The 26396-nt window shown below is 42.6% G+C and carries 26 protein-coding genes; 9 read left to right on the top strand and 17 right to left on the bottom strand.

Annotated features, from left to right (window positions below; all coding sequences use genetic code 11):
* Nucleotides 1–26: 26 nt before the first annotated feature.
* Entirely contained in the window at nt 27–899 is an 873-nt protein-coding gene (locus K358_RS0110665) for an MBL fold metallo-hydrolase (RefSeq protein WP_027696806.1), read from the bottom strand.
* Nucleotides 900–1045: 146 nt separating this feature from the next.
* On the opposite strand from K358_RS0110665, the gene K358_RS0110660 reads away from it, so the two are divergent.
* A complete protein-coding gene (locus K358_RS0110660; protein WP_027696805.1) occupies nt 1046–1939 on the top strand; it encodes a LysR family transcriptional regulator in 894 nt (297 codons plus the stop codon).
* A gap of 347 nt (nt 1940–2286) precedes the next feature.
* Here K358_RS0110660 and K358_RS0110655 read toward each other — a convergent pair whose 3' ends face one another.
* Nucleotides 2287–3246: a LysR family transcriptional regulator gene (locus K358_RS0110655; protein ID WP_156888719.1), complete on the bottom strand. Its 960-nt coding sequence runs from the start codon at nt 3244–3246 to the stop codon at nt 2287–2289.
* Between the two features lie 43 nt (nt 3247–3289).
* Between K358_RS0110655 and K358_RS0110650 the strand changes: the two genes are divergently transcribed.
* Entirely contained in the window at nt 3290–4237 is a 948-nt protein-coding gene (locus tag K358_RS0110650; RefSeq protein ID WP_027696803.1) for an MBL fold metallo-hydrolase, read from the top strand.
* 685 nt (nt 4238–4922) lie between these two features.
* Here the strand turns inward: K358_RS0110650 and K358_RS0110645 are convergent.
* Complete coding sequence (locus tag K358_RS0110645; RefSeq protein WP_027696802.1) at nt 4923–6122, bottom strand: MFS transporter; 1200 nt, start codon at nt 6120–6122, stop codon at nt 4923–4925.
* A gap of 99 nt (nt 6123–6221) precedes the next feature.
* On the opposite strand from K358_RS0110645, the gene K358_RS0110640 reads away from it, so the two are divergent.
* Nucleotides 6222–7178, top strand: a complete 957-nt coding sequence (locus tag K358_RS0110640) for an AraC family transcriptional regulator (protein WP_027696801.1) — start codon at nt 6222–6224, stop codon at nt 7176–7178.
* 255 nt (nt 7179–7433) lie between these two features.
* On the opposite strand, the gene K358_RS0110635 is transcribed toward K358_RS0110640, so the two are convergent.
* Nucleotides 7434–7619 carry a hypothetical protein gene (locus K358_RS0110635; protein ID WP_027696800.1) on the bottom strand — a complete coding sequence of 62 codons (186 nt, stop codon included), beginning with the start codon at nt 7617–7619 and terminating at the stop codon, nt 7434–7436.
* A 173-nt stretch (nt 7620–7792) separates the two neighbouring features.
* Between K358_RS0110635 and K358_RS19500 the strand changes: the two genes are divergently transcribed.
* The 3 genes from K358_RS19500 (at nt 7793) to darG (ending at nt 10707) form a co-directional block, all read left to right on the top strand.
* On the top strand, nt 7793–7921 hold the full coding sequence (locus tag K358_RS19500; RefSeq protein ID WP_004395831.1) for a hypothetical protein: 129 nt from the start codon (nt 7793–7795) through the stop codon (nt 7919–7921).
* A 306-nt stretch (nt 7922–8227) separates the two neighbouring features.
* Nucleotides 8228–9565 (top strand): DarT ssDNA thymidine ADP-ribosyltransferase family protein, encoded by a 1338-nt coding sequence (locus K358_RS0110625; RefSeq protein WP_027696799.1) that lies wholly within the window; start codon nt 8228–8230, stop codon nt 9563–9565.
* Nucleotides 9565–10707: a type II toxin-antitoxin system antitoxin DNA ADP-ribosyl glycohydrolase DarG gene (darG, locus tag K358_RS0110620; RefSeq protein WP_027696798.1), complete on the top strand. Its 1143-nt coding sequence runs from the start codon at nt 9565–9567 to the stop codon at nt 10705–10707. The genes K358_RS0110625 and darG overlap by 1 nt, the downstream gene beginning before the upstream one ends.
* Nucleotides 10708–10811: 104 nt before the next feature.
* Here darG and K358_RS0110615 read toward each other — a convergent pair whose 3' ends face one another.
* The 8 genes from K358_RS0110615 to K358_RS0110575 form a co-directional block, all read right to left on the bottom strand.
* Entirely contained in the window at nt 10812–11066 is a 255-nt protein-coding gene (locus K358_RS0110615) for a hypothetical protein (RefSeq protein ID WP_027696797.1), read from the bottom strand.
* A 20-nt stretch (nt 11067–11086) separates the two neighbouring features.
* Nucleotides 11087–11284, bottom strand: a complete 198-nt coding sequence (locus K358_RS19435; RefSeq protein WP_027696796.1) for a hypothetical protein — start codon at nt 11282–11284, stop codon at nt 11087–11089.
* A 55-nt stretch (nt 11285–11339) separates the two neighbouring features.
* Entirely contained in the window at nt 11340–12617 is a 1278-nt protein-coding gene (gene trbL, locus K358_RS0110605) for a P-type conjugative transfer protein TrbL (protein WP_027696795.1), read from the bottom strand.
* Nucleotides 12618–12819: 202 nt separating this feature from the next.
* Nucleotides 12820–13593, bottom strand: a complete 774-nt coding sequence (trbJ, locus tag K358_RS0110595; protein WP_027696794.1) for a P-type conjugative transfer protein TrbJ — start codon at nt 13591–13593, stop codon at nt 12820–12822.
* Between the two features lie 237 nt (nt 13594–13830).
* On the bottom strand, nt 13831–15591 hold the full coding sequence (gene traI / locus K358_RS0110590; RefSeq protein WP_027696793.1) for a TraI/MobA(P) family conjugative relaxase: 1761 nt from the start codon (nt 15589–15591) through the stop codon (nt 13831–13833).
* On the bottom strand, nt 15588–15962 hold the full coding sequence (gene traJ / locus K358_RS0110585) for a conjugal transfer transcriptional regulator TraJ (RefSeq protein ID WP_001929520.1): 375 nt from the start codon (nt 15960–15962) through the stop codon (nt 15588–15590). Before traJ ends, traI begins: the two co-directional genes overlap by 4 nt.
* A gap of 812 nt (nt 15963–16774) precedes the next feature.
* Nucleotides 16775–17770, bottom strand: coding sequence for a replication protein RepA (locus K358_RS0110580; protein WP_027696792.1), 996 nt, complete (start codon nt 17768–17770; stop codon nt 16775–16777).
* Between the two features lie 12 nt (nt 17771–17782).
* Complete coding sequence (locus K358_RS0110575; protein ID WP_001069954.1) at nt 17783–18010, bottom strand: helix-turn-helix transcriptional regulator; 228 nt, start codon at nt 18008–18010, stop codon at nt 17783–17785.
* Between the two features lie 85 nt (nt 18011–18095).
* Here K358_RS0110575 and K358_RS0110570 point away from each other — a divergent pair, with 85 nt between their 5' ends.
* From K358_RS0110570 to K358_RS0110560, 3 genes are all read left to right on the top strand, one after another.
* Entirely contained in the window at nt 18096–19163 is a 1068-nt protein-coding gene (locus K358_RS0110570) for a hypothetical protein (RefSeq protein WP_027696791.1), read from the top strand.
* 217 nt (nt 19164–19380) lie between these two features.
* The gene (locus K358_RS0110565) at nt 19381–19839 is read left to right on the top strand and encodes a diadenylate cyclase (protein ID WP_027696790.1); all 459 of its coding nucleotides are present in this window, start codon (nt 19381–19383) and stop codon (nt 19837–19839) included.
* A complete protein-coding gene (locus K358_RS0110560; protein WP_027696789.1) occupies nt 19832–20419 on the top strand; it encodes a Cap15 family cyclic dinucleotide receptor domain-containing protein in 588 nt (195 codons plus the stop codon). The genes K358_RS0110565 and K358_RS0110560 overlap by 8 nt, the downstream gene beginning before the upstream one ends.
* Before the next feature lie 8 nt (nt 20420–20427).
* On the opposite strand, the gene K358_RS18375 is transcribed toward K358_RS0110560, so the two are convergent.
* The 5 genes from K358_RS18375 to K358_RS0110535 all read right to left on the bottom strand — a co-directional run bounded on the left by K358_RS18375 (nt 20428) and on the right by K358_RS0110535 (nt 26222).
* On the bottom strand, nt 20428–20880 hold the full coding sequence (locus K358_RS18375) for a Mov34/MPN/PAD-1 family protein (RefSeq protein ID WP_051241281.1): 453 nt from the start codon (nt 20878–20880) through the stop codon (nt 20428–20430).
* A complete protein-coding gene (locus K358_RS0110550; RefSeq protein ID WP_027696788.1) occupies nt 20868–22604 on the bottom strand; it encodes a ThiF family adenylyltransferase in 1737 nt (578 codons plus the stop codon). Before K358_RS0110550 ends, K358_RS18375 begins: the two co-directional genes overlap by 13 nt.
* Entirely contained in the window at nt 22604–23860 is a 1257-nt protein-coding gene (locus tag K358_RS18810; protein WP_051241280.1) for a CBASS cGAMP synthase, read from the bottom strand. The genes K358_RS0110550 and K358_RS18810 overlap by 1 nt, the downstream gene beginning before the upstream one ends.
* Nucleotides 23857–24876, bottom strand: a complete 1020-nt coding sequence (locus K358_RS18365; protein ID WP_051241279.1) for a CBASS cGAMP-activated phospholipase — start codon at nt 24874–24876, stop codon at nt 23857–23859. Before K358_RS18365 ends, K358_RS18810 begins: the two co-directional genes overlap by 4 nt.
* 146 nt (nt 24877–25022) lie before the next feature.
* Nucleotides 25023–26222 (bottom strand): tyrosine-type recombinase/integrase, encoded by a 1200-nt coding sequence (locus K358_RS0110535; RefSeq protein ID WP_027696787.1) that lies wholly within the window; start codon nt 26220–26222, stop codon nt 25023–25025.
* Between the last annotated feature and the right edge of the window lie 174 nt (nt 26223–26396).

Here is a 26396-nt window from a genome sequence, read left to right as displayed (position 1 = left end):
GTTTTTGACTGACTCTTAATTGCTGATTACCATTCCATTTCGCCAGTATTTACCTGACTGCCAAGTTCTAAGTCGCTTTCACCTGGCAGCTCTGGGTAAGCCTCTTTCATAATAGAAATGACTTTTTCTGATTTTTTACTTTCAAGTTTGTCCGCTTCAGATAATGCAGCTTCGAATGTTTTCAGGTACTCGATTGTAAAATCAATCGCTTCATCTTTCTCAGGTGCATCACCTAAGTAGTGAGCAGGAATAACCAGTTCAGGATTAAGTGCTTTCATGCTTTCCAATGACTGAACCCAGGCACCACGAGCTTGTTCTGTTTGTGTATCTGCAGTCCAAACATGCATGCCCGAGGTTAGTGACACACCACCAAAGACAGTTTTTAGTGATGGAATCCACATATAAGCCTGGTATGTGCCCATTTCTTTAACTTCGATATCGTGGCCTTCAAGTGAGAATGTTGTTTGATCAGAAGGCTGAGGAACGAACAGTTCTGTCGGGACATCGTCACCGAGGATTGGTCCCCAGTGTTCTAGTTTCGCGTCTTTGGTGTCCTTAATGTGTTCAACAATTGAAGGGCTTGAAACGACTTTAACATCCGGGAATGCTTTTAATAGTGGTTGCAGGCCGAAGTAGTAATCAGGGTCACCAGCCGTGATGTAAATCATGGTTAGTTCTTTCTGGCTTTCTTTAATCATATTAACCAGAACCTGGCCGTCGCTAAGGCTAAATTGAGCATCAAATAAAATCGCATCTTTCTGGCCGCTTACTAATGTAGATGTAACCGGGAAGATAGCGTCTTCGCCTGGTTTGTATTGTTGCAACGTTAGATCTGACGCCAGAGCCTGACCTGATAGAAGTAGTGCGCCGGCAGTAAGAGTTGTTGTTAGCTTTTTCATAGGTGACCTTTACTTGTGTTGTTTAACGAAAACACGTAATGCGCGTGTTTGTTCAATGGAGACGATTATATTGGTTTATAATTAACGCAAATACCCTATAATTCGATTATTACTGCTTCACTTTTCGGTCTAATAAGGTGGTGAATATGGATAGGCTTACAGCCCTCAGTGTATTTTCAACGATTGTTGAGCAGGGAAGTTTAAGCGGGGCGGCTGACAAATTAGACATTTCCCGGGCAAAAGTATCTCGTTACCTTGCTGAACTCGAAACCTGGATGGATACGCGGCTTTTACACCGAACAACCCGGCGCCTGAGCCTGACCTCAGCTGGAGAACAAACTTTAAATGTTGCTCATCAGCTTTTAGGAATGACAGAATCTCTTGAAAATATTCGTAGTCAGAATTCTACGGAGTTAAAAGGTCAACTAAGGCTGACAACCAGCTTGTCTCTTGTGGCAAGTTTTCTTATTGATGCAGTTGGTAAGTTTATCGAGAAATGGCCTCAGACTTCTATTGATATTCTTACCACTGACGACCCTGTTAATTTGGTTGAGTCGCGAATTGATCTGGCAATTCGTATTACTAATGACCTAGAGCCAAATGTCGTAGCAAAGCGTATTGGAGAATGCCGTTCGGTTGTTTGTGCGGCACCTGGCTATATCAAGAGAAGAGGTAAGCCTGCCGATGTCCAATCACTGGCTTACTTTAACTGTTTATCTTTTGCCTACTATGGAAAAGCAGCGTGGGTTTTTGATGGACCTAACGGGCCTGAATCCGTCGCAATATCAGGCAATGTTAGTTCGAACTTATCTGAAGTATTGTTGGCAGCGACAACAAAAGGACATGGAATCAGTTTACAGCCAGTCGCTTCAGCTAAACCTCTGATAGAAAGTGGTCAGTTGGTTGAGCTGCTAACCGAATGGGAGCCGAAACCCCTGGGAGTATATGTGGTGTATGCCAATCGTAAACAAGTGACACCGCTTCAAAGAGGCTTTATTGATTTTCTGGCTGAGGAAATGAAATCATCGCCTGACTGGTAATCTGTTTAGTCAATCTTTTCCATATTTGCACGCTTACACTAGCTACTCATTTAGCACAGCGATGCATCATCACTGACCCTTGTATTACCGCGGTAGGCAAAGAAACCTAACACGCTACTATCAACACTGTGATTATCAACGCCGACCGAAAGTCATCCAAACCAAAAAGCTGCCGGATTAACCACTTCGCACATACCATTAGTCCGCAATGACTGTATTGCCACGCTTTCCTCTGCCTTAGTGTCGCAAATATCAAGTAAAACCGCTTTGTTATTTCCCCAATTAACTTAGTATTTTGTATTAAAAAGTAGAAACTGACTGAGTAGCAGTCCTCCTAACCATTCACCCTACCCATCATTCATGGCTTGCTTTAAATGTGCTAAAAGCCAACTCAGCGCGGGGTCCTGAGTTTGTCTTTTATGCCACAACAAACAAAGCTTAATATCCTCGTAGTCCATCGGCACATCACTTACCGTCAAATTGTAATTCTGTTGCCAAATGCCAGCGAGCCCCTGCGGTACCGTTGCTAAAAATGGTTGCTGATTTAAAAGCAGCGGATAGGAAGAAAAATTAGGCGAAACATAACGAATCCGGCGTGACTTACCCTGCCGCGCCAGATACTGGTCAAGCTGACTGCTTGATGCATTTCGGTAAGAAACCAAAAGATGTTCTCTGCTCAGAAACTCATCCAAAGTAATAGGATTTGAGAGTGACATCTGCGCTTGTGACCAAACGGTTTTATAGCCCATACTCGCCACCTGCTGGCTCTCTGTTTCTTGTGTCGATAGGGTATCCAATGAGATGGCCACATCAACACTCCCGTCTTCTACAGCATCACGTGCCGTATATGGATCAATATTAACCACCTTGAAGAAAACGCCCGGCGCATCCTGATACGTCTGCTTTAAAAACTTAGGCATGACCCACTGCTCAACCCATTCACTCATTCCAATACGAAAGGTTTTTACACTGGTTTGAGGAGAGAAAACCGGCACTTCAAACAGATGGCTATGAAGGGTTGCCATCAACGGTACCATCTCTTGAAGCAATTTTTCGGTACGGGGAGTGGCAATCATTCCGCTGCCTTGTCTCACAAATAGGGGATCGTCGAGAAGCTCTCGGAGTCGTTTCAGGGCACCACTTACTGCAGGCTGCCCTAAATACAGGCGTTCTGCCGCCTTGGTAACGCTTTTCTCTTGATACAAAGCCAATAACACAACCAATAAATTTAAATCTACACGCCTAATATCATCAATAACAATGTGGTTCATCAAGATAATCAATTTAATTAATAAGTTTGCAATCACTATACTTCAGAAACTTAAGAGTTCAACATCATCAGAGGACACAATGAAAAAATTTTGGATTATACCTTTAATTTTAATGGCCAATTTCGTTAATGCATCCACTTATCTCGATGCACAACAAGCACCGGGTTATTACCGAATTAAGCTCGGCAAGTTACTTGTAACGGCAGTTTCAGATGGAACAGTCAATGTACCATTCGATAAAATCCTAACTCACACGAGCAAAGATTCGATTCACCAAGATCTGCAATCCGCCTACCTGAAATCACCTGTAGAAACATCAATCAATACATTTGTTATTGATGATGGTAAGCAACAGATTTTAGTTGATGCCGGCGCAGGAGATTTATTTGGCGACTTGGGTGGACACCTACTCAATAATCTTGCTGCCGCGGGGTATCCAGCAGAGAGTATAGATGCGGTATTACTGACCCACATTCATGCAGATCATTCCGGTGGCGTCAGCAGAAATGGACACCTGGCATTCCCTAATGCCACCGTGTACGTGGATCGACATGATGCTGATTTTTGGCTAAACGCAAAAAACATCAGTAATGTCAAAGAAGACCAGCGCCATACGTTTGCAGACACAGAGAAAACAGTCGGACCCGTCAAAGAGGCAGGCAAATTAACCACGTTTCAGGCTCCGGTAGAATTATTTCCAAGCATAAAAGCGATTCCGGCACCGGGGCATACACCTGGCAGTGTTATTTATAAAGTATCTAGTGAAGGGAAAAATCTGGTGTTGTGGGGAGATATTATCCATATAAAAACCATCCAACTCCCCTCTCCTTCGGTCGCAATTCATTTTGATGTGAATCAACAAAAAGCAGTCGAAACACGGAAGAAAGTATTGAAACAAGTGGTAAAAGAAGGCGATCTCGTTGCGGCTGCACATATATCGTTCCCAGGTTTCGGGCATGTGATTCAAGAGCACAACGGATATCGCTGGTTACCCGTAGAGTATACCAACGAACTGAAAAGCGAATAAATTGCATCTATTTTTCAATACAAAATAACTCACGAAAGTGAATTATCCTACCGGGGATTCCACAGGCAACCTAGTTGCGCCGACTATCGTCATGTGCCATCAGGTCGGATAAGCTGATTTCTCCCCTCAATCAACAAACGATAGAGAGCTTATAGAATAGCGTAGTTGAGCCATCTCGATTACGCTGAGACATTCACAAAGAGCGTTGTTATGGAGGTCTTTAGCCGCCGAAATATTGAAGCACAGAAAGAAAAGTTCTCTTAGAAAAAACTATGATTAACAGTCATCTACCGGAATAGCCGAAGAAAAAGCCAGCGAAAGATCCATTTTGGTAAATCTTCTGGCAGATCAAAATGTGTATCCACATACAAAAATGCCAGTCAGAAACTGACTGGCATTTTTTATTGGCTTAAGGGTTTATGCGCTATTGCTAGCAAGCCCTACTCCCACTCGAATATCAATGAGAGGAAAATACACGTGCATAACAGCTAGTTAGAAAGATGACTATTAACGATACCATCATCTATACCATTCGCAGATTTCTTTGATTTTTTGCTGCTCGTCGACGTTTTAGTTCGGCTTTGGCCTAAACGAAAGTTTCTTCCATGCTTTGCAATAATTCCATACAACTGACAGGAGTTTCGTCATTGTAGAACCGCACATTCGCTTTCTTTATTCTGATAAGCTATAAATCTGTTCGAACTCGTAATTTTATGAAAAGAGAGGCAAACAACATTATACTAGCACCGGCAATAAAAACCCCTACAATGCCACTCAGTCCAAAAATAAGCCCTCCTACGGCAGCACCCAATGCAATCGATGACTGCACGGCGGCAACCACCATGCCTCCCGCGGTTTCTGCGTGATCAGGAAGCACCTGAGCAACCCAGCTTGACCATGCAACGGGCACACCACCAAATGCCAATCCCCAAAGCGCAACTAACACCATCAATCCAATATTTCCAAGAGGAAGCAGGATAATTCCGAATGCCGCTATACCGACCAATGCAGGCTTAATGACTAAAGTAGCACGTAAACTACGCTGCATTAACTCGCCAGCTAACAATGTTCCAAAGAAATTAGCAACACCGAACCCTAGAAGCATCAAAGACAAGCCATCTACACCAATATTAGAAACACTCTCTAAAGCAGGCCGAATGTAGGTAAATAAGGCGTATTGCCCCGTGTGAGCTAATACACACCCCAGCATTCCGATGAAGATACCGGGACGTCGTAACAACCCCAGCACTGATTCACTCTGAACGGCTTTACGCGGCGCCATACTCGGCAATGTGAAAAGCTGAAAGATCAACGTCAAAACGCCCACGGCTGCTGCGGCATAGAAAGCACTGCGCCAACCATAAAGTCCCCCTAGGTAACTACCAAGAGGGATAGAAACCACGGTCCCCACAGCAATACCACTGAAGATGATAGAAAGAGCCCGGGGAACAAGTTTTTTTGGCACTAAACGCATTGCAACCGCCGCCGCCATAGACCAAAATCCTCCAAGCGCAAAGCCTAATAAGATACGCATTACCAGTAGAAACACTAGATTGGTAGACAAGGTGACTAATAAATTAGAAGCAATCATCAATACGGTAAAACTTAACAACACCACTCGTCTATCTAAATTGCGAGTTAGTCGTGGTACTGACAGACCAGCAAACAAAGCAACTACAGCGGTCACTGTCACCGCTTGACCTGCTAACGCTTCAGAAACCCCCAGATCGGAGGCCATTGGCGTAAGTAGACTGGCAGGAAGATACTCAGCGGTTAACAGCCCAAACACTCCCATCGCTAAGGAAAAAACTGCCATCCATGCAGGCGTTGACGGCACTTCGTCAGCCCTGTCAGTTGATACTGGCTCCATTACTTCATCATTCATTTCAAAATTCCTAGACATAAAAAACATGTATAAAGTCTAGAGTCTAAGGGTCGGATGATCTATGATTAATACACCCTAACTTTTGACCAAAACCCCTAAATGAAAGAAAGTAAGCAATTTGCTATATCCTCGGAACTCATAAGTGAACTATTAACAGGCATGCGCTTGCGCGGCGTTCAATACCGCCGCATTCAGACTGGACCTACTTTTGGCTTAGCATTTAATTCAAGACCGGGACACGCTTACTTTCATTATGTAGCTGTGGGGACAGCGTTACTCAGAACAAAAGAAGGCACTCACGAATTGTCGGCAGGTAGTGCAGTATTCATACCTCAAGGGCTCGACCATCAACTAATATCAAGCACACAGATCTCAGGTCAAGAAATCAGCGAGTTTACCTCTGATCCACTAGGAGATAGTGTTAGTGGGGTAGATACATGTCCAAGCACTCATTCAATACCAAGCGCTATCATTTTCTACGGTTGTATGGAATTCGATCTCGGTGGCATGTATGAGCTTAGAAAACTCATGCCTGACGTGATGGTGGCAGATACACATGGGCAGAAATATCCGGATTTAGTGGGGATATTAGACGCCATGAAACGAGAAATTTGCTCGGGTCGTATAGGCTTTGCAGGAATACTGGCTAGATTAGCCGAAGTGGGCGCATCAATGATCGTACGCGGATGGGTGGAAAATGGCTGTGAGAATGCTTCGGGCCTTATCTCGGCACTACGCGACCCACGACTCGCTCCGGCAATACTCGCACTACATCGCCAACCAGGTAAACAATGGACGGTTTCATCGTTAGCAGCTGAGTCTCATATTTCACGCTCGATCTTTGCCCAACGATTTCAAGATACCATTGGCATGCCACCATTACGTTACACAACCACACTACGAATGCGCCTTGCTCAACAATGGTTAACTCACGAAAAAGTATCCATCGACGTTGTCGCTCAACGTTTAGGCTACACTTCCCAAGCGGCATTTAGCCGAGCCTTCAAACGCATTACTGGACACCCCCCAGGTGCGAGTCGACATTTATCCATATAATTAAATACTAACTCTCAATATTCCAACTATAACGCAGCCAACTATTAGTTTAGTAGCCTGTTAGTCATATTGATCACGAAAAACAGACGTCTCATTACTATTTGCCCCCTATGAACCCAGTAATGTTGTAATAAAAATGCCAGTCAGTAAAACTGACTGGCATTACATTTATTAGCTTAAGGCTTTAATCGCTATTTATAGCTAGCCCTACTCCCACTCGAATATCAATGAACAGAAAATAAGTCTATATAACAGCTAGTTAGAAAGGTGGTCCTTGTCGATACCATCATCTATACCATGCGCAGAATTTTTTTGATTTTTTGCTACTCGTCTACGTTTTAGTTCTGCTTTGGCCCAGGCTGAGGATTCTTGCATATCACGACGAAGCTCTTGTATCTCTTCAACACTAAGCCGTCGCGGACCTGAGGTAATTCTATCCATATTGTTCCTCCAACTTGTCGCAGTACATTTTTAAAACGCATCAAAACATGAGTTACCAGCAAGAGACCTTGGGGATATTTTTAGATTGTTTTTCATACACATCTTGAAAGCCATCAATACCGCCCAAAGATTATACAACGAGGAATAACCTCGTTAAATAAAAGGATCAAATCATGGGTTTGAAACCAGGGCCAAAACCAATAGCCAAGTCGACCGGCAAGCCAGATCAACGTCGACGTGACAACAAAAAAACTCCAGGAAACACTCCGGGCCTAAAGCCGAGTAAATCCTCGACCAAGTAACTGTATCTCAATGTCGAGTCAGAGTGAGTTGTACTGGCTCTTGTTACTTAAATCGATAAGTAGCTGTTCGACCATTCTTTAATGTAATAATGATGCTACATACCTATCATTTCAGTCAGCCATTATGTGTTAAGTTGAGTATTTTTACGCAAGTGTCATGATGATTAATACCAATTTGACATTTGTATTAAGCATATTAAATTTTCGTCAACTATCGTTATGTTTTATCTATGGAAAGTATGTGTACTGTTAGTTAGGAGCACTGTTACATTTCCAACGGACATTCGATTTCCATGGAGTGGTAATATGAGTATCCCACAGGGATTAAGAGGAAGATATGCGTATCATTTTACTTTGGTCGACAACCTAGAATCGATCATTGATAGTGGTCTGCTGTGTACAAACCTAAAGAATGAACGCGGGATATCTCATGAAAACATCGCAGAGCAAGTTATCCAGGGCAGAAGAAGCACTATGCCTGTGCCCTGTTCGGGAGGCAATTTTGTTCACGATTACGTTCCTTTTTATTTTTCCAAAAAAACTTCCATGCAGCTCGGTGTTATTAATAAAAAGAATGTAGACCAACCTTTACTTATATACTTTGCCATTCCTATCGAAATTATTGAGCAAACTGCTGGCGTCGTGTTCTCAGATGCTTCTGCAAACACAGATACACCGCCAAACTTCTACAACGTATTCTCAGTAAACATGCTGAATTCTTTAAACTGGGATGCGATTGATGACAAAAAATGGGGATGTCCAACTGATGATTATCGACATCAAAAAATGGCGGAGCTACTTGTTCCTAACGGTGTTCAAATTTCCGAAGTGTCTTACATTGTTGTTTGGAATGAATGGATAAAGAAAGAGGTTGAAAAAATATTTCAAGCCAAAAGCATTCAGCCCCCTACAATCAAGTATGATGAAGATCATTACTACATTAATTTTTACGAAGGCGGTAGAAAGTCTATCGTAACAGGTCCAAGATTTTTAAAGCATGAAGTAGAAAAGACGATTTCAGATATATGTAAAAGCATTAATGTCCCTAAGAAATATGGGAGTGCACGCGCCGCACTAGATGCTATAGCATATGATTTTTCATCTATAAAAGAGCTTGACGATATCGATGGATTAAGAGCTAGTTACGGGCCTCATAGTGATGATGTTGGTACACACAGTAAAAAAGTGGCAGATGGACTTGCTCAGTTTCCCGAATACAATGACTTATCTAATCAGGACAAAGAGATTGTTCGTTTGGCAGCGTATTTTCATGATATTGGGAAAGGGCCGAAGTCTCGATGGGGACAAGACGGAATGACTAAGGCTGATAACGATCATGCGGTTAAATCATTGCCAATGTTAAAACGAATCCTTACTGAAGATATTGGTGGGCTTAGCGAAGACAACATAAGGAAAATTGTAATTTTAGTAACTTATGACGATCTGATTGGAGATATAGTTGCTAAAGGGCGCGATGAGAAGCAGTTAGTTGATATAATTAAAGATGAAAATGATCTAAAGATGCTTGTTGCTATAGCTAAGGCAGACATGAATTCAATCAATATGGCTTGGGTGATGCTCCATAATCAATCAATTGAATGCTTGAAAAACAGAGCTCTTCAAAAAATAGAGTGTGATAGCTAATGCTAGAATTTGTTAAAGGTGATTTCTTTGATTTTGATGCTGACATCAGGGTTAACACGGTCAATTGCGTGGGCGTTATGGGCGCTGGCGTAGCACTGGCTTTCAAGAATAAATACCCTGAGATGTTCAAAGAATATGTACGGCAATGTAAGGCAAATGAAATAGCCCCCGGAAGACCTTGCGTATGGAAACAAGGAGATATGTTTTCGAAACAGATTGAAATCATAAATTTCCCCACAAAGAATCATTGGAGAAAACCCTCTGAGTATGAGTATATTGAAGATGGACTTATCTGGCTTTCCAATTACTTAAAGAATAAAGAGGGCTTGACAATAACATTGCCTGCTCTTGGATGTGGACATGGGGGACTAGATTGGGAACGAGTTAAGAAGCTAATCACAAAATACCTTAAAGGAACGTCAAACAAAATTCTTGTATTTGAACCAGAAGCTTCGAAGAAGGCTGGTAAAAAAGTATCAATTCCGTCTAAGAAAATATTTGAACTGGAGAACCTAGGTGTATACGCTGTAGCTAAAGATGAAAATAATTATCCATCTGGATTAATACGTTATACAGAAAAAGATCTCTGGGTTCTTGGGGATTTAATTACAGAGTTTGATGTTGCTGTTATTTCTAGCACAAAGCCTAATGATGAAGAAAAGTCTATCGTAGATGAATTAATAAATTATTGTGTTAAAAACAATTATAGCATTTTGTTTGGCGGATCTGCATTTGATAAAAGAATGGCGTCAATTGCTATGAAGAAAGGAGTTAAAACTGGTGTATTCTTGCCAAGTGGAATTTATAACTCCGCAGAGAGGATGCGTGATAAAGGAGGAGATAAATCTATATCTGTTCTTTCCATAGGTAACCCTTTTACAACATTCGATAAAAAAGAATATATTCCATCCGTTCTAAGCCGTATGTTTATCTGTAAGCTTGTTTTCTTCACAACTGACAGACTTAAATGGCTTGAAAAACAAAAAAATATTATTTTAGAAAATAAAATACATTCATATTTCGTTAACTACAAATCACTTCACGGTGAAGATTATTATGCGGCTATCGGTATAAACTCCGAACCAGTAGAGTTAGTTGATGGTGATTTTCCGATAGAAGATCTTAAGACAGTAGATTTATAAACATGGCAGTTGGGTAGAATCCTTCACACTCCATTCATACCTGATAAGTATGTAATGGACATAATGCGAGCCAGTCAACCATCACTGGCTCGTGTGCTTTTTAACTATTTGCGTCGGCCAAACGGCCAGCGTCTCATTTTGTCGATTTGATCGACCGATCTCGTCATGTCCTTGTAAGCACGCCCGGCCAACCTGTTTTGGAATACCTCCATTTTGTCGGCAATGGCTTTCATCTTCGGGCCGTGTCCGGTGTTGTGCAGCCACTGCCCCAAAAAATAGAAGGCCAGCATCACAATGAACATCACTGCGAAGAAACCAAATACCTCCGCAAGGTTTTGGGGTGGAAAGTTAAACTCCATAATCAGTAATCCTTATCTAGTTAGGCCATGCGGCCTTTTTTAACAAAGCTGGCAATCTCACTATTTCGTTCCTGTTGACGTTCCTGGGCATATGAAACGTAGTCCTCAACATCGAAGGTGTGCTTTTCCGGATCGCGCTCTTGCCATTCTGCGTGTGCTTGACGGGCTTCTTCCTGGTCCTCACTGGATAGGTCATCAAAGCCGCCGGTTTGATTCATCCAGCCAGTGCCGCCACCGCCTAAGCTATCGTTGTCAAATGCAGGGGAAGCGTCGTCAGTCACCCTCCTTATCGTCATCATTCCCGTTATATTTCGTACTGTTTCGGATCGAACTGGCTAGACGACCTCCGGTAGTGCCGCTGATTCTATCCCCGGCCATATCACCCATTCCCTTCATCAAATTCGCACCGGTATCCGCTGCTATACGCCCCGCTTTTACAGCGCTACCTTTAAAGCCGCCGCCAGAAGATTGACCGGAAGCTTGAGAGAAGGAGCCAGCCTCATCAGAATCGCCACTGCCACTAAATGCACCGCCCAGGCTCGACATAACGTCAGTATTATTCGCTACGTTCTCACCCGCTTTTGCAAATGCAGCCTGAATAGCAGACGCACCGCCGGCGGTAGCCATTGCGGCACCGGCAGCCATACCACCAGTGGCCACAGCCGCTCCGGCCATCGCACCGGCACTGATGCTGCCAGCACCTGCCGCGGCGCCGCCTCCAGGAACCAGGCTAGCGACCACATTGGGAACCGAGTGAATGAGCATCACGAGAACCAGTGAAACGACAAAGATCACCAACAATTCACGCATGGGAGCATCATTGGATAGATCGGCATAGAAACCATCCATGATCGACATGGCAATGCCAATAAGCAACGTCATTGTCATCAACTTCAAAGCAACGCCTAATACGCTTTTGAAGTAGTTGATTGCTATATCCGAAGTCCAACGCGAACCACCAAACCCCAGCACGAAAACACCGGCATAGACTAATATCCAAGCCGTCACCAAGGCCAACAACACATTTGCCGCCACTACCGCCATACACGCCAAAATTGCCAACGTGATTAAGAAGATAGACAAGTTATCTATCGGGCTTGTGATGCTGTAGGACTTACCAGCTTTCACAATAATGTCGAACGCAATACTAATAGGCTCTGACGGGGTTAGGTCTCTCGAGAGGCCACCGGCTTGAGCACCGATCGTTCTCAATGAGTCGATGATTGACGTGGCAAAGTCTGGGCCGTTTCTGAGTAGCCAGAGAAAGAAACCAAACGTCAAAATGAAGCGCACGAACTCGGCAAAAAACTCTCTTATATCCGCTTGCTTAAGGATTAAAGTTCCGCCAGTCCAAACAAGGGATATCGTGCCCAGCGTCCAGAATAGCCAGGCGGCATAGTTTGTAATTACCGTGCCCCAATTAGCACTTGCTGTCATGAAACGCACGGCCACTTCATCTAAGACACCATTAGGCTCAATGGCCGCTGATGCTGTTTTCGAAGTCAGTAAAACGATCAGAGTCATCACAAGTCGAATGAATACCTTTCTCATGATTAGAACCCCTTGTTCTTGGAGCGATCAGTGGGTTCGCCCATATCCCAAAAGCAATGTCCTTCTTCCCTCTGCTCTTTCGTTAGGTTTGGGTTGTCGCAGTCGATCGTTGCAGGCTTAGGCCCGTCATCTTCACCGCATCCCACCAGAACGAAAGAGGCCAACGCACTAACGATAAAAACTCGTGTGATATTCTTCATAATTAAAATCCCCTGTTTTCTGAACGGTCGGTTGGCTCTCCCATATCAAACAACCTTTCACGGGACGCTTGATATTGTGCTTCGCGGTCAGCATCCGCCTGCATCCGAGTACCAACAGCATTCTGCTGAGCAATCAGCAAGCTACGGATTTGCAAGAGTTGGTTCGCCTGGTTGCTAGCAAGCTGATTAGCGTAACCAATCGCAGCCAGTTGGCCGTCCGCACTCTGAGCACCAGATTGCAGGCGATTGAGCTGGCGGGCATCGGCTTCCAGGTTATCTTGCTGCTGTTCCAGACTCTTAAACAGTGCGTCGTTGGCCTTCTTCTGCGATTCGGACGCCAAGCGTCGGTTCTCAGTCATTGCGGCGCGTTCGGCATCGCTGCATCCCACCGATGAGAAACAAGGCGAACTGCGGTAATAAGCCACGTCCTGAAATTTGCCTAGGTACGCATCGAGGCTACCGATCTGGTTTTGATAATAGGCGAGAGTGTTGGTCGCCTGGTTCAAATCGTTGATGGTGCGCTGTGCCTGATCCCAAATATAAGAAGCCGGGGCCATCGAGTTTTGCAGCATATTTTCGTACTGCTGCAACTGGGTTTGATACTGCTGAATTTGTTTAGCAGTCTGTGTAACAGCTTCCATTGCCGACATGATGTTCTGAACTAGATTCGTACCATCAGCAACCGGAATCCCCGCATATACAGGATTAGAAAGGTTTAACGCCAAGGAGATGGCAAGCACGGGAATTTTAGCCGCTAAAATTTTTCGTTTTAGCATGGTTAATTACTCTTAGTTGTTATGACTAAAAGTTGCATTCACCAACCTGTAGAAACTTGATCTCTACTCCTGCCGTTACCAGCGGTGAATGTGGGCCTGTACAGAGCTAGCTCGCCACTTACTATCTCGGCGCCCGACCAGCGCGACACCGTTAAACGCGCGGTCAAATAGGGTTAAACATCGGTGTCATTACCAACCGAAGCGGTTAGGGCTTCCGTCGATTCCTTTGCCATCACATCAACGTGATCGGCTCTTATGTTGTCGTTTCGCTTTTTTAGCTGCCTGCTCAGCTTGTAGCTTAGCTTTACGCTGCTCCAATGCTGGCATGACCACCGCTTTTTCAGTTACAGGGCCTGACTGTATCGCTAAGACCTCTAACTGAGATAGGTTTTGCAACCGGCCACGGCGTGAAGGTGGCACTTTGCCAATCGGTAACACGCCAGGCTTATCAGACCGCTTGGCCCTTTTATTCTGGGCCATTAATCCCTGACGGCGGCGTTCTAGTCCTTGATCGGCAAATTTGATAGACAGATTGCCATCTACTGCCGCCTTGATTACTCGCGCCTTGAACTCAGGCGAACCATTCACGGTAATACAATTACCGTAACGCTCCATTGCTACCTTTAGCGCAGCTAAGACACTGGTTTGATTGGAAGCCGTCGACACTTGTAGACGCTCACCATCATCACGCACAGCGCTGTTACCTGCTCGATAAATAATGGTGCCTTTTTTCGTAATCGTATCGACCATTGCTTTGGGCTCGGCCTGAACTGCATCCCCGTTTAGTGTGTTGCCTTTAAGCTTTTGTGCAGCCTCTCGGCTACGTAGCGCTTTGAGGGCTTCGCTATCTCCCTGCAATGCCTGGCTCTTTAACCAATCCGCCCAGGCTTGGCGTTTATTGCTTTGATATATCGTTTGCCGTTGCTCTTGGTAACGCTTGTGAATGCGCTCAAGCTCGCTTTTCAATGCATTGCTGGCCTGTTTGTACAAAAGCTCCTTAGTAAGCTTATTGCTACCGGTTAACTTAATCGCTGCGCGACGGCCACGCCCTTTCCTTTTGGCGTTATCAACCTGTCGACCTTTATCACGACGAGCTTGTTCAAGGGCTTGCGTTTTACTCTCTGCGGCATGTTTCTGCTCTGCTTGATAACGGGCATATAGCTCGGTGGTATTCACCTTCAAGCGAACAGGTCGGTGTGTATATTGGCGGCTCGGCTTAACAGAATCCGATGCAGTCGCTTCAAAGGGACCAAGGCGCGCTTCGAGTTTGGGTTTAGAAAACTCACGTCCTAAGGTGCTTGCTTTGATGATCGCTTCACCGTCGGCAACGATCACTAGACCATTTCCTCTGGTTCTTAACTGCAAACCATTGTCCTGCATGACCTGGTGCAACGCCTGCCAGCTATTGGCTGATTTAATCTCGTCCATGCATTCGCGCTTCACCCAACCCACTAAGCTTTCAATACCCGAATGCCGCTCCATATCCATGGCACGCGATTCGGCCCCGCGCTTGCGCGGTATGTGATTATCCTGCTGCAAACCAAAATCCTGCTCGATGGCCTCGCACATTTCCGCTAGCTTTTTATGTGGGTAATAAGGCTCATGGATTGTGTTACGCGTAGGATGAATTTTATTGATCGCGATATGGATATGTTGATTGTCCGTATCGTTGTGCACAGCACTGACACGCTGATGCTCGCCATAGCCCAAGCCTTGGCAAAGGCGCTCTTCTATCGCGGCTAAAGTATGCGCTTCTAACTGTTCACCATTAGGAAAGCTCACTATGAGGTGGTAGGTTTTATCACTCTTTGCTCGGGTGTTCGCAAACTGAGTCGCCAACACCTCACTGATCGCATCGCGCACGGTTTCCGCTTCACAGTTATTTAAACGAACGCTACCAAGTCGATGTTCTTTGCTCTGGTGATCAGTGATGTAATTCACCAAGCCTGCAAAGTCAGATTTCCCCTGAGAACGCATCGGTACATGCTTGGCGATCATTGGTCCGCCCTCGGGCGAAGAATAGACTCCATAAGTGAACTCATTTGATCTTGCGTCGCCTCGATACGATTAAGCACTGCCAAGATCGTATTGGCCCCAACATGTGCCACCTTGGCATCATTACTAAGCCATAACTTCAGCAATCCACCCAGACGTCCTAAGTCACCATTAACCCGCACTAACTCGCGTACATGCTCTGCTTCGGTAATTCCCTGGATACGATAGCCTTGGCCGACTTCGCGCAAATAGGTCGAAGCACTGAGCCCCGCCTGTGCTGACATGGATTCGATCAGCGCACGCTCTTCCGGTAGGCAATAGACCTTAATCGGAGGACTATTCTTTCTCGTCGTCTTATTTGTGTTGTTCTCCATCTGTGTATCCTCTCTCAGGCCCCGCAGGGCAGGATCAACGTTGAGTGCCGAAGGTGCGAATAAGTCATAAGTGAAGAGGCTTCGCCATGCTTGCATGGAGGGCCTACTTCACACATCCTGCCCGCATTTCAACTTTGGTTTTATCACGGAAAGTTATGCATGCCCTTGTGCATTTCTCTGTATTTAACTGTTTATTCCTGTGTAAACCTGTTTAACCGATAAGTCCGCCACTTATCACGGTATGACACCGCACTTATAGTGATTTAATAGCGCTAAAATAGCGGTCTTATAGTGATTTATCTGTATTGGCTTTACTCAATATCACGACACAGAAAAACACAGCTTTCCTACACTTTCCGCTCTAGGCTAAATTCAAAGCCTTCGTGTTTAACTGCCCCTCAAGTGTCAATGAATGTTTAGACGCCAAGGAGAAAAAATACAAAACGCTTTATTTTCATTAATTTAAAAATACATAACTTCCAAAAAAATGATTTCATTGACAGTTTTAAGCCATTTATTTTTATCAATCTTATCCACAATATCTGTTTGCTTAACTACAGGTTAATTTTTATATAGGTATACCTACAGGAAAGTACTATAGGGGGTTCTACAACCACCTGTTATTAAAAAGATTTTTGGCACTTCGCGGGACAGAACATGCGCACTCCGGGACAGAACATGCGTAAGCCGGGACAAAACATGCGCAAAATACCCCCTTTAAAGCGGGACAGAACATGCGTGGATAACTTTCTAAATACCCAAGCTTAATAACATCAAGAATGGTGCGTACATACTGTTTCATGCCGCTCACTCTATCGCTTTGTCCGTCGAGGTACTTGTGGAGAACTTGGTTTCAAAAGCAATCCTTTTTCGGTTGAAGTAGCATCTAGCTCTGGCCATGCATATTGAACCTTTTTAAGCCCATCGAGAAACCGTTTTCTGAAATCTCGATGCCCCTGAGAAGTATTAGGATAATTGGCTCCTATTTGGTCCATTAGCCCTTCCCAAGGAATGACTGTTGAACGTTTTAAATAGCTGACTCGGTATGTTGCCCAGCAATATATATCGAGAGCCATAGGAGAGCGCTTAATCAACCGCAAAACCCTCATATCTAGAGGAACTGGTTTATCTGTTATCAGTTGAAAAAACTTTGGCGACAGATCTACCCAAGAGCCCCATAATGAATTTTGATCTGGATGCTTTGTGCTCCACCATATATGTGAAACATCCGCTACTCTTGCACCAATCTCATCCTCAGAAATATATTCATCACCTTCATTATGCTCCGTAAACATAACGCTAATGGTGGTTTTAAAAAGTTTGCCCATCTGCTCACGCAAACGCGGAATAGAACCATCTTTCCCCCCAGTTCCCGATAACCCTAGTTCGGCCATAAAACTTCTCTGAGAATTCCCTAATTCAAGCCTGCGCGCCTCTGTCTCATCGATATAACCTTTATCCAATCTGGACTTATTTCTTACTGCTTGAGTGGTCATCCAAACCAGAAGCAAACGTGCATAGCAACCGTAAGGCAAACCTACCGATGAGGGGGCCATCATGTGCATTGTGAAATTACCATTCTTGCGGCTCCACTCATTCGATTTGGGTTTGCTATGCGGTATAGTCGCCTGAATCAAAAGCCGAGCGATAAAACCGAGTTCATTAGCCTCCTGAGCACTGCACTCCTGGATTGCTATGATGTTGTCGATATATTTCGTGCTTAGCTCTAGCTTACCGCTGGCACCCGAGGCACTTTTTTGCCGAGTGGTTCCCCTAGCCTGAACATCCGTTCCATCTTTAAGCGTCATGTGGACTCAGACTTACCAAATAAAACCGGGTCTTGCGGCTTTTAACGCAGACCTGCGCTTTTCTTCTATCCAGTTCTCCACTTCAGCTAGGTCCCAAGCAACACTTCGGCTGGTCAGAACAATACGACGAGGAAACTCACCACGCTGTTCCAGGTTATAGATTGTTCGATCAGACAAAGGGATCATGCTGAGTAAGGTCTTGCGATTAATCAGCGTTTTGTTTGTCATTGATGGATTCATAACCCTCTCCTTTTCAACATTCTTGGGTTGATAATGCCAGGAGTTGCCTGTAGATTAGATTAATCATTGGACAAAAAAGTTGGATATGAAAATATTTGAAACTGAGGTAGATGCGTCAGAACGACTAGGTCAGTTTTATATCCCTGTATGGGAGAATTCTGACAAGTCTGTGGCAAATGCCATTCGCATTTTTAGGGAGAAATGGCATTCATACTCGGAAGAGTCTAAAAGCCACAACATCATAAACTTGATTAAACAGATGATTGATCCCGTGGTATCGGAATACTTGAGTAGCCTTCCAAACCAGTATTTGTCCTTTTGCCCTATCTCAAGAGAAAAGTGTAACTATAGTGATCTCATCAAATTGAGAGGTTTTCGGTATACGGCCGACCAAATTCACTTTTATTTACGCAACTTTGTTGATAAGAGTTCCCACACAGAGCAAGACATACTATTCATATCGACTCAAGATATGCTCAAGTCATTGTTTATGATTTGTGAAGGAAAGAAACCTAATAGATCAAAACTAGCGCCTGATATCAGTTTAAAAGCGGATAAAAAAACACGACTATGTGCCCTGTGTGGAAACCCAACAGAGTTTTCACAGTTCATGCATACATGGACGAAACACGGATATATTGAGAGAGAAAACAATGATCGTGACAATGATGAAAAAGAAGGAAAGAAAAAGAGACCGGATCTTAGTACGAATTACTGTCTAAACCATCGTCCCAAGCTTCATGATGGTTCTTGGAATTCTCTATATAAGCAAGCCAAACGCTCTGCAGAACAATTTGAGCAAGAAGTCTTGAGATTACGACGCCAAATCGCGCATCCAGACCGTCATAACGCTAAGTCCGGAGATAGATTAATTGATGAGTACTTTTATCATTTCATGCTGGACTCTTCACTGGATCCAACTAATGTGCCCGAACTACGCAACTTAGCCCGAAAGATGGTAGATTCTCGACTGACCGACAACAAAAAGCGCATGCTGGTTCTTCGTAAGCAAAACATGTCTAATAAACAGATAGGTATAGCGCTGGGTAAAATCACAGGTAAACAGTTGTCAAATCAGGCAGTGTCTAAGGCCTTGGGAACGATTCGAGAAGAATTTCAGCTACCAACGTCCAAAACTAATGAGAAACTTTAGCCGCTAAAATTCCTCAGACTCCAACTTATCGAGCAAAAAACATGAAATATCATATAATTTTCAATAAATACATATTGTTACAAAAACCACAAAGGCACTGTATATTTGTAGTTAACGCTCTTTATTTATACAGAAGTAACCCCTTAAAATGGTAACTTTTTAGACAGACTATTTATCTACTTAACATCCACAATTGTAGATTTTATCGGACATTCCTATGTGTAGCTCAAACCTATTCGAACAACTTGTTAAAACTCTTCAAAGAGTCAAGCAACGTGCAACCAGTGATTTTTCAGGAGTCGGTATTGTTGTTTATAACAACTCTAAAAATATTCCGATATTTCCTTTGAGAGCCAGCAAGTTCAAGACCAATCCAAATAACCTAGTTGACGATTTACTCAAAATATCAAGCTATTATAGTGAGTACCACGATGGTTTCCATTTCATTTCCGAAAACTTTGTACTTACTCATACTTCACAATATTTCTCACCACCTATAGTTTCTGATGCTGAAGTGGATTATTCTCATCAGTTTGGTGGTCGGTTCATGGCTGCAATGTTTGGCTCTTATTTACAAGATATATTAATGATCGGGATATTGACAAAAGACAATGGAATAACGATTTTCAATAATGGAAAAATTATATACTCTGAGCATTGGAATAAAAATGATTAGTATTTTACCTATTGGGAAAATAATTACTTTTACTGCCATACTTTACGCCACTGTAATGGTTGCATTTTTGTCAATATCTTATAATACAGAGAATACGATTCTAGAAAACATATTATTTTCTTTAAAAGGCTCGATGATTTTAAACATGATATTGTCATTTTCTTTTTACATCGGTTGGAGATGGATTTGGAGGCTCTTTCCTAGTCTAAATACTATTCTATTCCCTGACCTAAATGGAGAATGGGATATGACTATCCACTGGTTCTCTAGTAAATCTAAAGGAACTGCTTTAGCTAAAGCATATATAAAACAGGATATTTTAAAAATCAGTATGGAAGTTATTTCAAAAGACTCTGAATCTCACACTTTATTAGCTAAGCCTAAAAAAGATCCTGAATCTGGGCGAGCTACTCTATTCTATATCTATAGAAATATACCAAAAAGAAAAAACGGTAACCAAAATTCGCCTTATGATGGAACAGCAGTATTAAAGCTTGGATACAACGATATAAATAAGCTTACGGGAAATTACTACACTGATAGATTAACTCAGGGACACTATGAATTACAAAGAAGATAATATTAATACTATACAGGTTTAATGCTAATAAATTCTGAGCCATCCCAAAAACCATACCAGTCAGATCGACGACCAAATATGATCAGCAATGCTGGTCTATGAGGTAACTTTTTTTTCCATTCTTGATAATCTAATGCTGATGGAGTTGGATAATCTTGAGGATGAGTATGCCAATCCCCTACATGTGACTGAGTATGATTCGAACACAACCACGAATTGTAAGCCTGCTTTTGGTGGTGGTGACTACGTCTGCCAAAGTGACACCTACTTCGAAGATCTCTTTTTCCAGGCAGAGTCACTGCCACAATTCTTAAGTCATCTCCTCGATACTCCCCAATGAGTATACCTCCAGCTTCAGGATCAGATGGTTTAAGCTGCCTAAATTTTTGGACAGAAGAAAGCGCGCATTCTTCTATTAATATTCGAGAGCCATTGTTAGCCAAAAGAACTAACTCATGCATGATGGACAGTCCATTCTTTTCTTTAACTTTTTATCTTTTAACTCAATAGCTTTGTCAGATACCCTTCTCATCAGTAATGTAGGGGCTTTCTTTCCACGATTACCTAACAATTGAATCGCTAACGAAGCCGCTAACATGCTTGCCTCTGAACCAAACGGCAAATGATTTTCTCCACAAGACCTCTTAAAAGTGTTCATAACGCCTGGCGCTTTTCCATCAGAGAAAGAAGGATATAGTTCACTTTTGATAAGGTTATTTGAATAATCAAATTGGCATGCATAACAACCACTTAAGCCATTATCTAGCAAAGACTTAGCTGTATGCCCAAAACCTGATACCCAGCTATGGATTAAAAGAATATTTCCTCCATTGGAACGATATTCTGCAACTTTTGAAGATAGGTTGAGAGAAAAGGCTTGATCTCCCGTCGAATCTAATATCAAATCAAAATGAGATAAATCAGAAGTTAAGCTAAATTTACCTTCAGATATGATATTTAGATTTAGCCCTTGTTCATCTATATAATGCTTTATAGCATCACTCTTTTTTTCTCCTATATATTTAATCCCCAAAAGATGTCGCCCAACATTTCCTATTTTTAGTATGTCATTATCATAAATACAAATGCATCCATCACCATATCCTGCTCCAATCTGACATAAACTGTGAGCTAGATATCCACCAATAGTTCCACTACCAATCAAAGCAATTCTTTTATCACTTAATATAGGTGAATTAACACTACGATTTCTATCCAAAACAAATTCAGTTGAACTAGGTATCACATCAAGAGGAAATATTTTTTCTGTAGATTTTTCAAATATACGATTTCGTAATTTTTCTCTTGTTTTCCTTCCTCTTCCTCGGCGTGATTTAGGACCATAATTGTTCACAATAGCTTTACGATTATCATTTGAAAGATTAAAAGAAACACCAAAAAATTCATTACCATAATGAAAAATAACATCAACAAAAGTACACCAACTTTTGCTCCATTTACCAAGGTTAGCTAAAGCTAGCAATAGTTTATCCAACACTAAATGCTGATTATCATATGTAAGAAGCCATTGACTAAATTCTTTTAAATTTTTCGGTGGCCAAGGGTGATTATAATGAATAAATGGAGGCTTAGGTAACTCAACAAAGACAGCAGAGTTACGATACTCAATAACTCCTATTGTATTTCTACGACTAGCCCATAGCTCTGCACGTTCTCTGTTATCAGAAACCACATACTCCGTAGATTCTTCACCATTTATAGATTTCCGTTCAAAGCTATATACAGACAAATCATTATCCTTAGCTCTAGAAGATAGCAAATATGTAGGAATCCCTCCCCAGTAAACACTAAATTCAGTTAGATAATCTTCGCTATAATCTCCAGACTCCCATAGTTCTATAATTTCTTCCAGTTTATGTAACCAGCTTGAAACTAACTGATTAATATTCATGGGATCTATAACTGACGTATCACTAAATAAACAACAATACTTCCCACATAATAAGTGAGGAAGTCTTCGACTACGCAATGTCTCAGGCAATGATTCAATTATAGGAAAAGGTGGTTTGCTAAATGAGTCTTCATCAATTTCAAATCTAACGTCATATGAACCAGAATCTTTATGAAAGCTCTTTTCGAAACAGTACTCTCCCGTACGAAATTTAGGTCTGAAAGTATATCCATGAGCTAAGAACTCTTTTGCAGCAGACTGTAACTTTCCCATTAACCAGCATCCTGATTTACAACATTGGGCTGAGGTTGAGCCTTAGCGGGTTGTGAACGTATAGCCGCAGCAACAGAACTAAATGAAATTAACAGCTCAGGTAGATTAGGGAATCGGCTACCGAATGAATTCTGTAGATAGTAAATCGCATCATATTTTGATTTTGCATTCATTGCTTTTTGGAGTGATGAAAAAAACTCATTAGCAGCTTGGTAAACTTCCTCAATTTCAGGTTCCGTCATATCTTTTTTCGGAAATAGTATTTCCTCTTTACCTTTTTCTGCATCATTAACGACACCGCTTATCAACTGCTCAGGTAAACGTTTCGCGCATTCAGTGAGAGCTTCTCCATCGGTTAATTTATCCATAGAGCGTGTACGTGACATTTCTTGAAAAGACAGAACTACACACATCATGAGCGAGACAGAAGAAGGACCTTCAGTTTTAAAAGCATAATCTCGCCAAGCCTTTAAATATCTACTTACTCGTCTACAAACATCCTCTCCACCAACTAGATCCTTGTAAAATTTAAAATTCTCCTTAAAGTAATCATTTAGTACTGCTGGATCACTAACAGTCCAAGACTCAGCGTTACGAAGAGCTAGGTTCACTTCATTCGGTTCGAGCCTAACTTTTGTTTTCACACTAGATAAAGAACTATCCATTGCATTCAAGGCCGCTTTTTCAAGCATAACGGCATGTCTTTCCTTTGGTACTGCATATAACGGAACGTCTACATGAAGCTCATCATCTATAATCAAGCGCGAACATGTATTCTTCGCATCAGAAAACGACCAACCTTTACGTTTAGCTAGGTTTGATAGAGTCTTATCTACAAAATTAAAAAATAACTCTTTCCCAATTACAGGCTTATCTTCAAACATATCTAGCGGCAAATATATACCATCGTCTAAATCCATTTGCTGAGGGGGCTGACATGGACTATTCATTGTTTTGTAGACAAATGAGCCCTGCGAAGCAAATTTAGGTTTTAATTTATTTAGCGATTTCTTCTGTTCATGGGATAAATTCTTAAGGTCCTCAGCTAAAAAACTAGTCGATACATTAGGTACATAACGCATCACTCCACCAATATCCTCAAAGCTATTTGATAATTCTGCGAATTGATCCCGTAGCTCATTTCTAATCACTTCACGAATCTTTCTTAACTTATCTATTTTCGAGGAATCAGGGGTAATCTCAACAATAAAACCATTTTGAGGGTGATTTAAGGCTTTAGTAAAATCAAAGTTCATACCTTTTCTCCAGATAGATTATAGAATTGTGGTTCCCGTGCTTGCTGAACAAAAAATGCTCGTTGTTTCGAGTCTCCCAAAATACTCTGAGCTCGATCGACGGCATATCGCTTCAACAAGTTTGCGGATGTCTCACTTGAGTCAGCTAAATCAATGGCATGTACATTTTGATCATCGATGTGTACCAAACGGTCTTCCAAATAGTGGGAAGCCATAGTTACTTGCCAATACTCTGAAACATCCATCATTAGACTCAACAAGTCTTGTCCCTTATTCCAACCATTTATATATCCCTTGCTTCCATCAGAGTTAGGATCCATTCTCGTTTTACTCCCCATAGTACCAATGCAAAGCATGTGTACCAATTTGGGGTCAAAATTAAGAAAGCGACTAGAAGTCAGTTCATGGTAAGTAATAAAACTTGGGAGGTTTGCAAATAAACCTCCATCAAGCATATAACCATCAATTGAAGGATGCGCAGGAAGGTATGTTGGAGCAGCACTCGTTGACATTGCAACATCGCTGGCTAACCTATCACCATCAAATGTAAAACTAGGATGATGCGGCGTTTTGAAGGTTTTCGGGCGTCCCGTTGTTCCATTTACAGCGGGAATTATAACTCTTGTCTTTAGATCCCTTATTCTAATATCACCAATGGAGTTCGTTACCACCTGATTTAATACTTTGGGATCAAATGCAGTTTCAAGGGCTTGTTTTTTTAATCGGGATAACTTCCCAAAAAACCCCCTTTTGGGGGCAGGAAATATGTCACAGCGTTTTGAGTCAATTAGCTCATATAGACTCCGAGCTGTCTTACCTGATGCAAGCCCTAAAGCCAATATGCCTCCTATAGATGTTCCAGATATCATATCGAAATGCTTAGCTATGCTGTAATTGGGATTTCCGTTAGAGATACGCTGTTCTAGCTCAGCTAATAATTTGATTGTATAGAGTCCACGAACTCCGCCTCCACTTAGCACCAAAGCTTGAATCTTGGGTTCTACTTCGCTTTTCAATTGATTACCTAATAAGTTAGTCTTCTAAATTCATATAACCTACCACAAGTATAGAAAACTAGATGCGCATTAGGTCTAAAATAAAGGTAACTTTCCTACTATTAACTTACTGGTCCAATGAGACATCGAACGTTTATAGAATTAACTTAACTGTCCTTACTCAGTATCCACTCATCAATCATGTCAGCCCAATCCTGCAACATGGCCGCGCGCTGTTCTCGGTACTCAGCTTTGTTGTAAACTGCCCTAACCCCTTTCTGTTCGTGCGCCAGGCATTTTTCTATCCAATCCGTGTTGTATCCAGCCTCATGCAGCAAAGTGCTCGCAGTTCGACGCAGGTCATGCGGCCCAAACTTACTTAGTGACTGACCTTCCTTTTGCGCGGCTTTGTATGTCAAATCCATGACTCGGTTCATCGTCGCACTACTCATGGGAGCATCTGAGTCATAACGGGAAGGAAGAATGTAATCAGACCCACCGGCAAATGTCTTCAAGGCGATCAGAATGTCCATAGCCTGGCGTGACAAAAATACCAGGTGAGGGTTACGCCGTTTCATCCTCTCTTTAGGAATAGTCCACAACGCTTCGCTAAAGTTAATTTCGCTCCAGGTTGCATTGGTTAATTCGCTTTTGCGTACCATAGTCAGCAATAGCAACTTTACCGCAGCACGAATCGAAGGGGTGGTTCCTACCTTTTCCATATAGCGGTACATCAAACCAATCTCAGCCGGTGTTAACGTTCGGTCTCTTGGCTCAAACCGCGCGATACTTGCGGGCCTCACCAGGTCTGCCGGGTTCTCAACTTTCTGCCCTCTCTCAATCGCCCATCGATACACCTGGAGTACAATATCACGTGTGTGTACAGCCGTTGCGGGCGCTCCACGCTCTACTATTGCGTCAGTCAGTGCTCGCAGATCTTCATGGGTAATTTCTGTAAGCTTCCAGTTACCAAATTTATCTTTAAGTTCTCGGGTATAGACTGAGCGACGCATATCTCGGGTAGAATCGGCCATCTGATAGCCACGCAGCCATTTTATAGCCCAGGCACCAAAGGTTTCAGCATCTTTGGTTCTCGCCTTAGCACGGGCTTTCTCTTTGGCCGGTGACTTTCCATCAATAACCATTCTCTTCGCTTCATTGAGACGCTCACGCGCTTCTGCTAACGTGATGCCCCCTACTCCGTAGCGGCCAAAGGTAATGGTTTCTTGTCTGCCATTGATCGAGTAGTTGTAACGAAATGAGATAGAACCCGCAGTCGTCACAGCAACGTAGAGGCCATCACGGTCATTGACTTTGTATAGTTTATCTTTGGGTTTGAGATTGCGTAGCTTGGTATCAGTCAGCATGTTTCGACCTATTATTCTTATTTAATACCATGCTGAAACACCTCTAAAAAATTAGAGATTAATACTTACAAAACAGATAGATATGAAAATCTAATACCATGTCCCATCAAAAACACTCAGCATGGTATCGGGCGTAATCCATGGCATTACCGATGAATCATACCCATCAAAATA

This window comes from Vibrio litoralis DSM 17657 (assembly GCF_000426765.1).
In the GTDB taxonomy this organism is placed as follows: Bacteria; Pseudomonadota; Gammaproteobacteria; order Enterobacterales; family Vibrionaceae; genus Vibrio; species Vibrio litoralis.
Note: the sequence above shows the minus strand (reverse complement) of the source record. Positions and strands in the feature narration are given on the sequence as shown.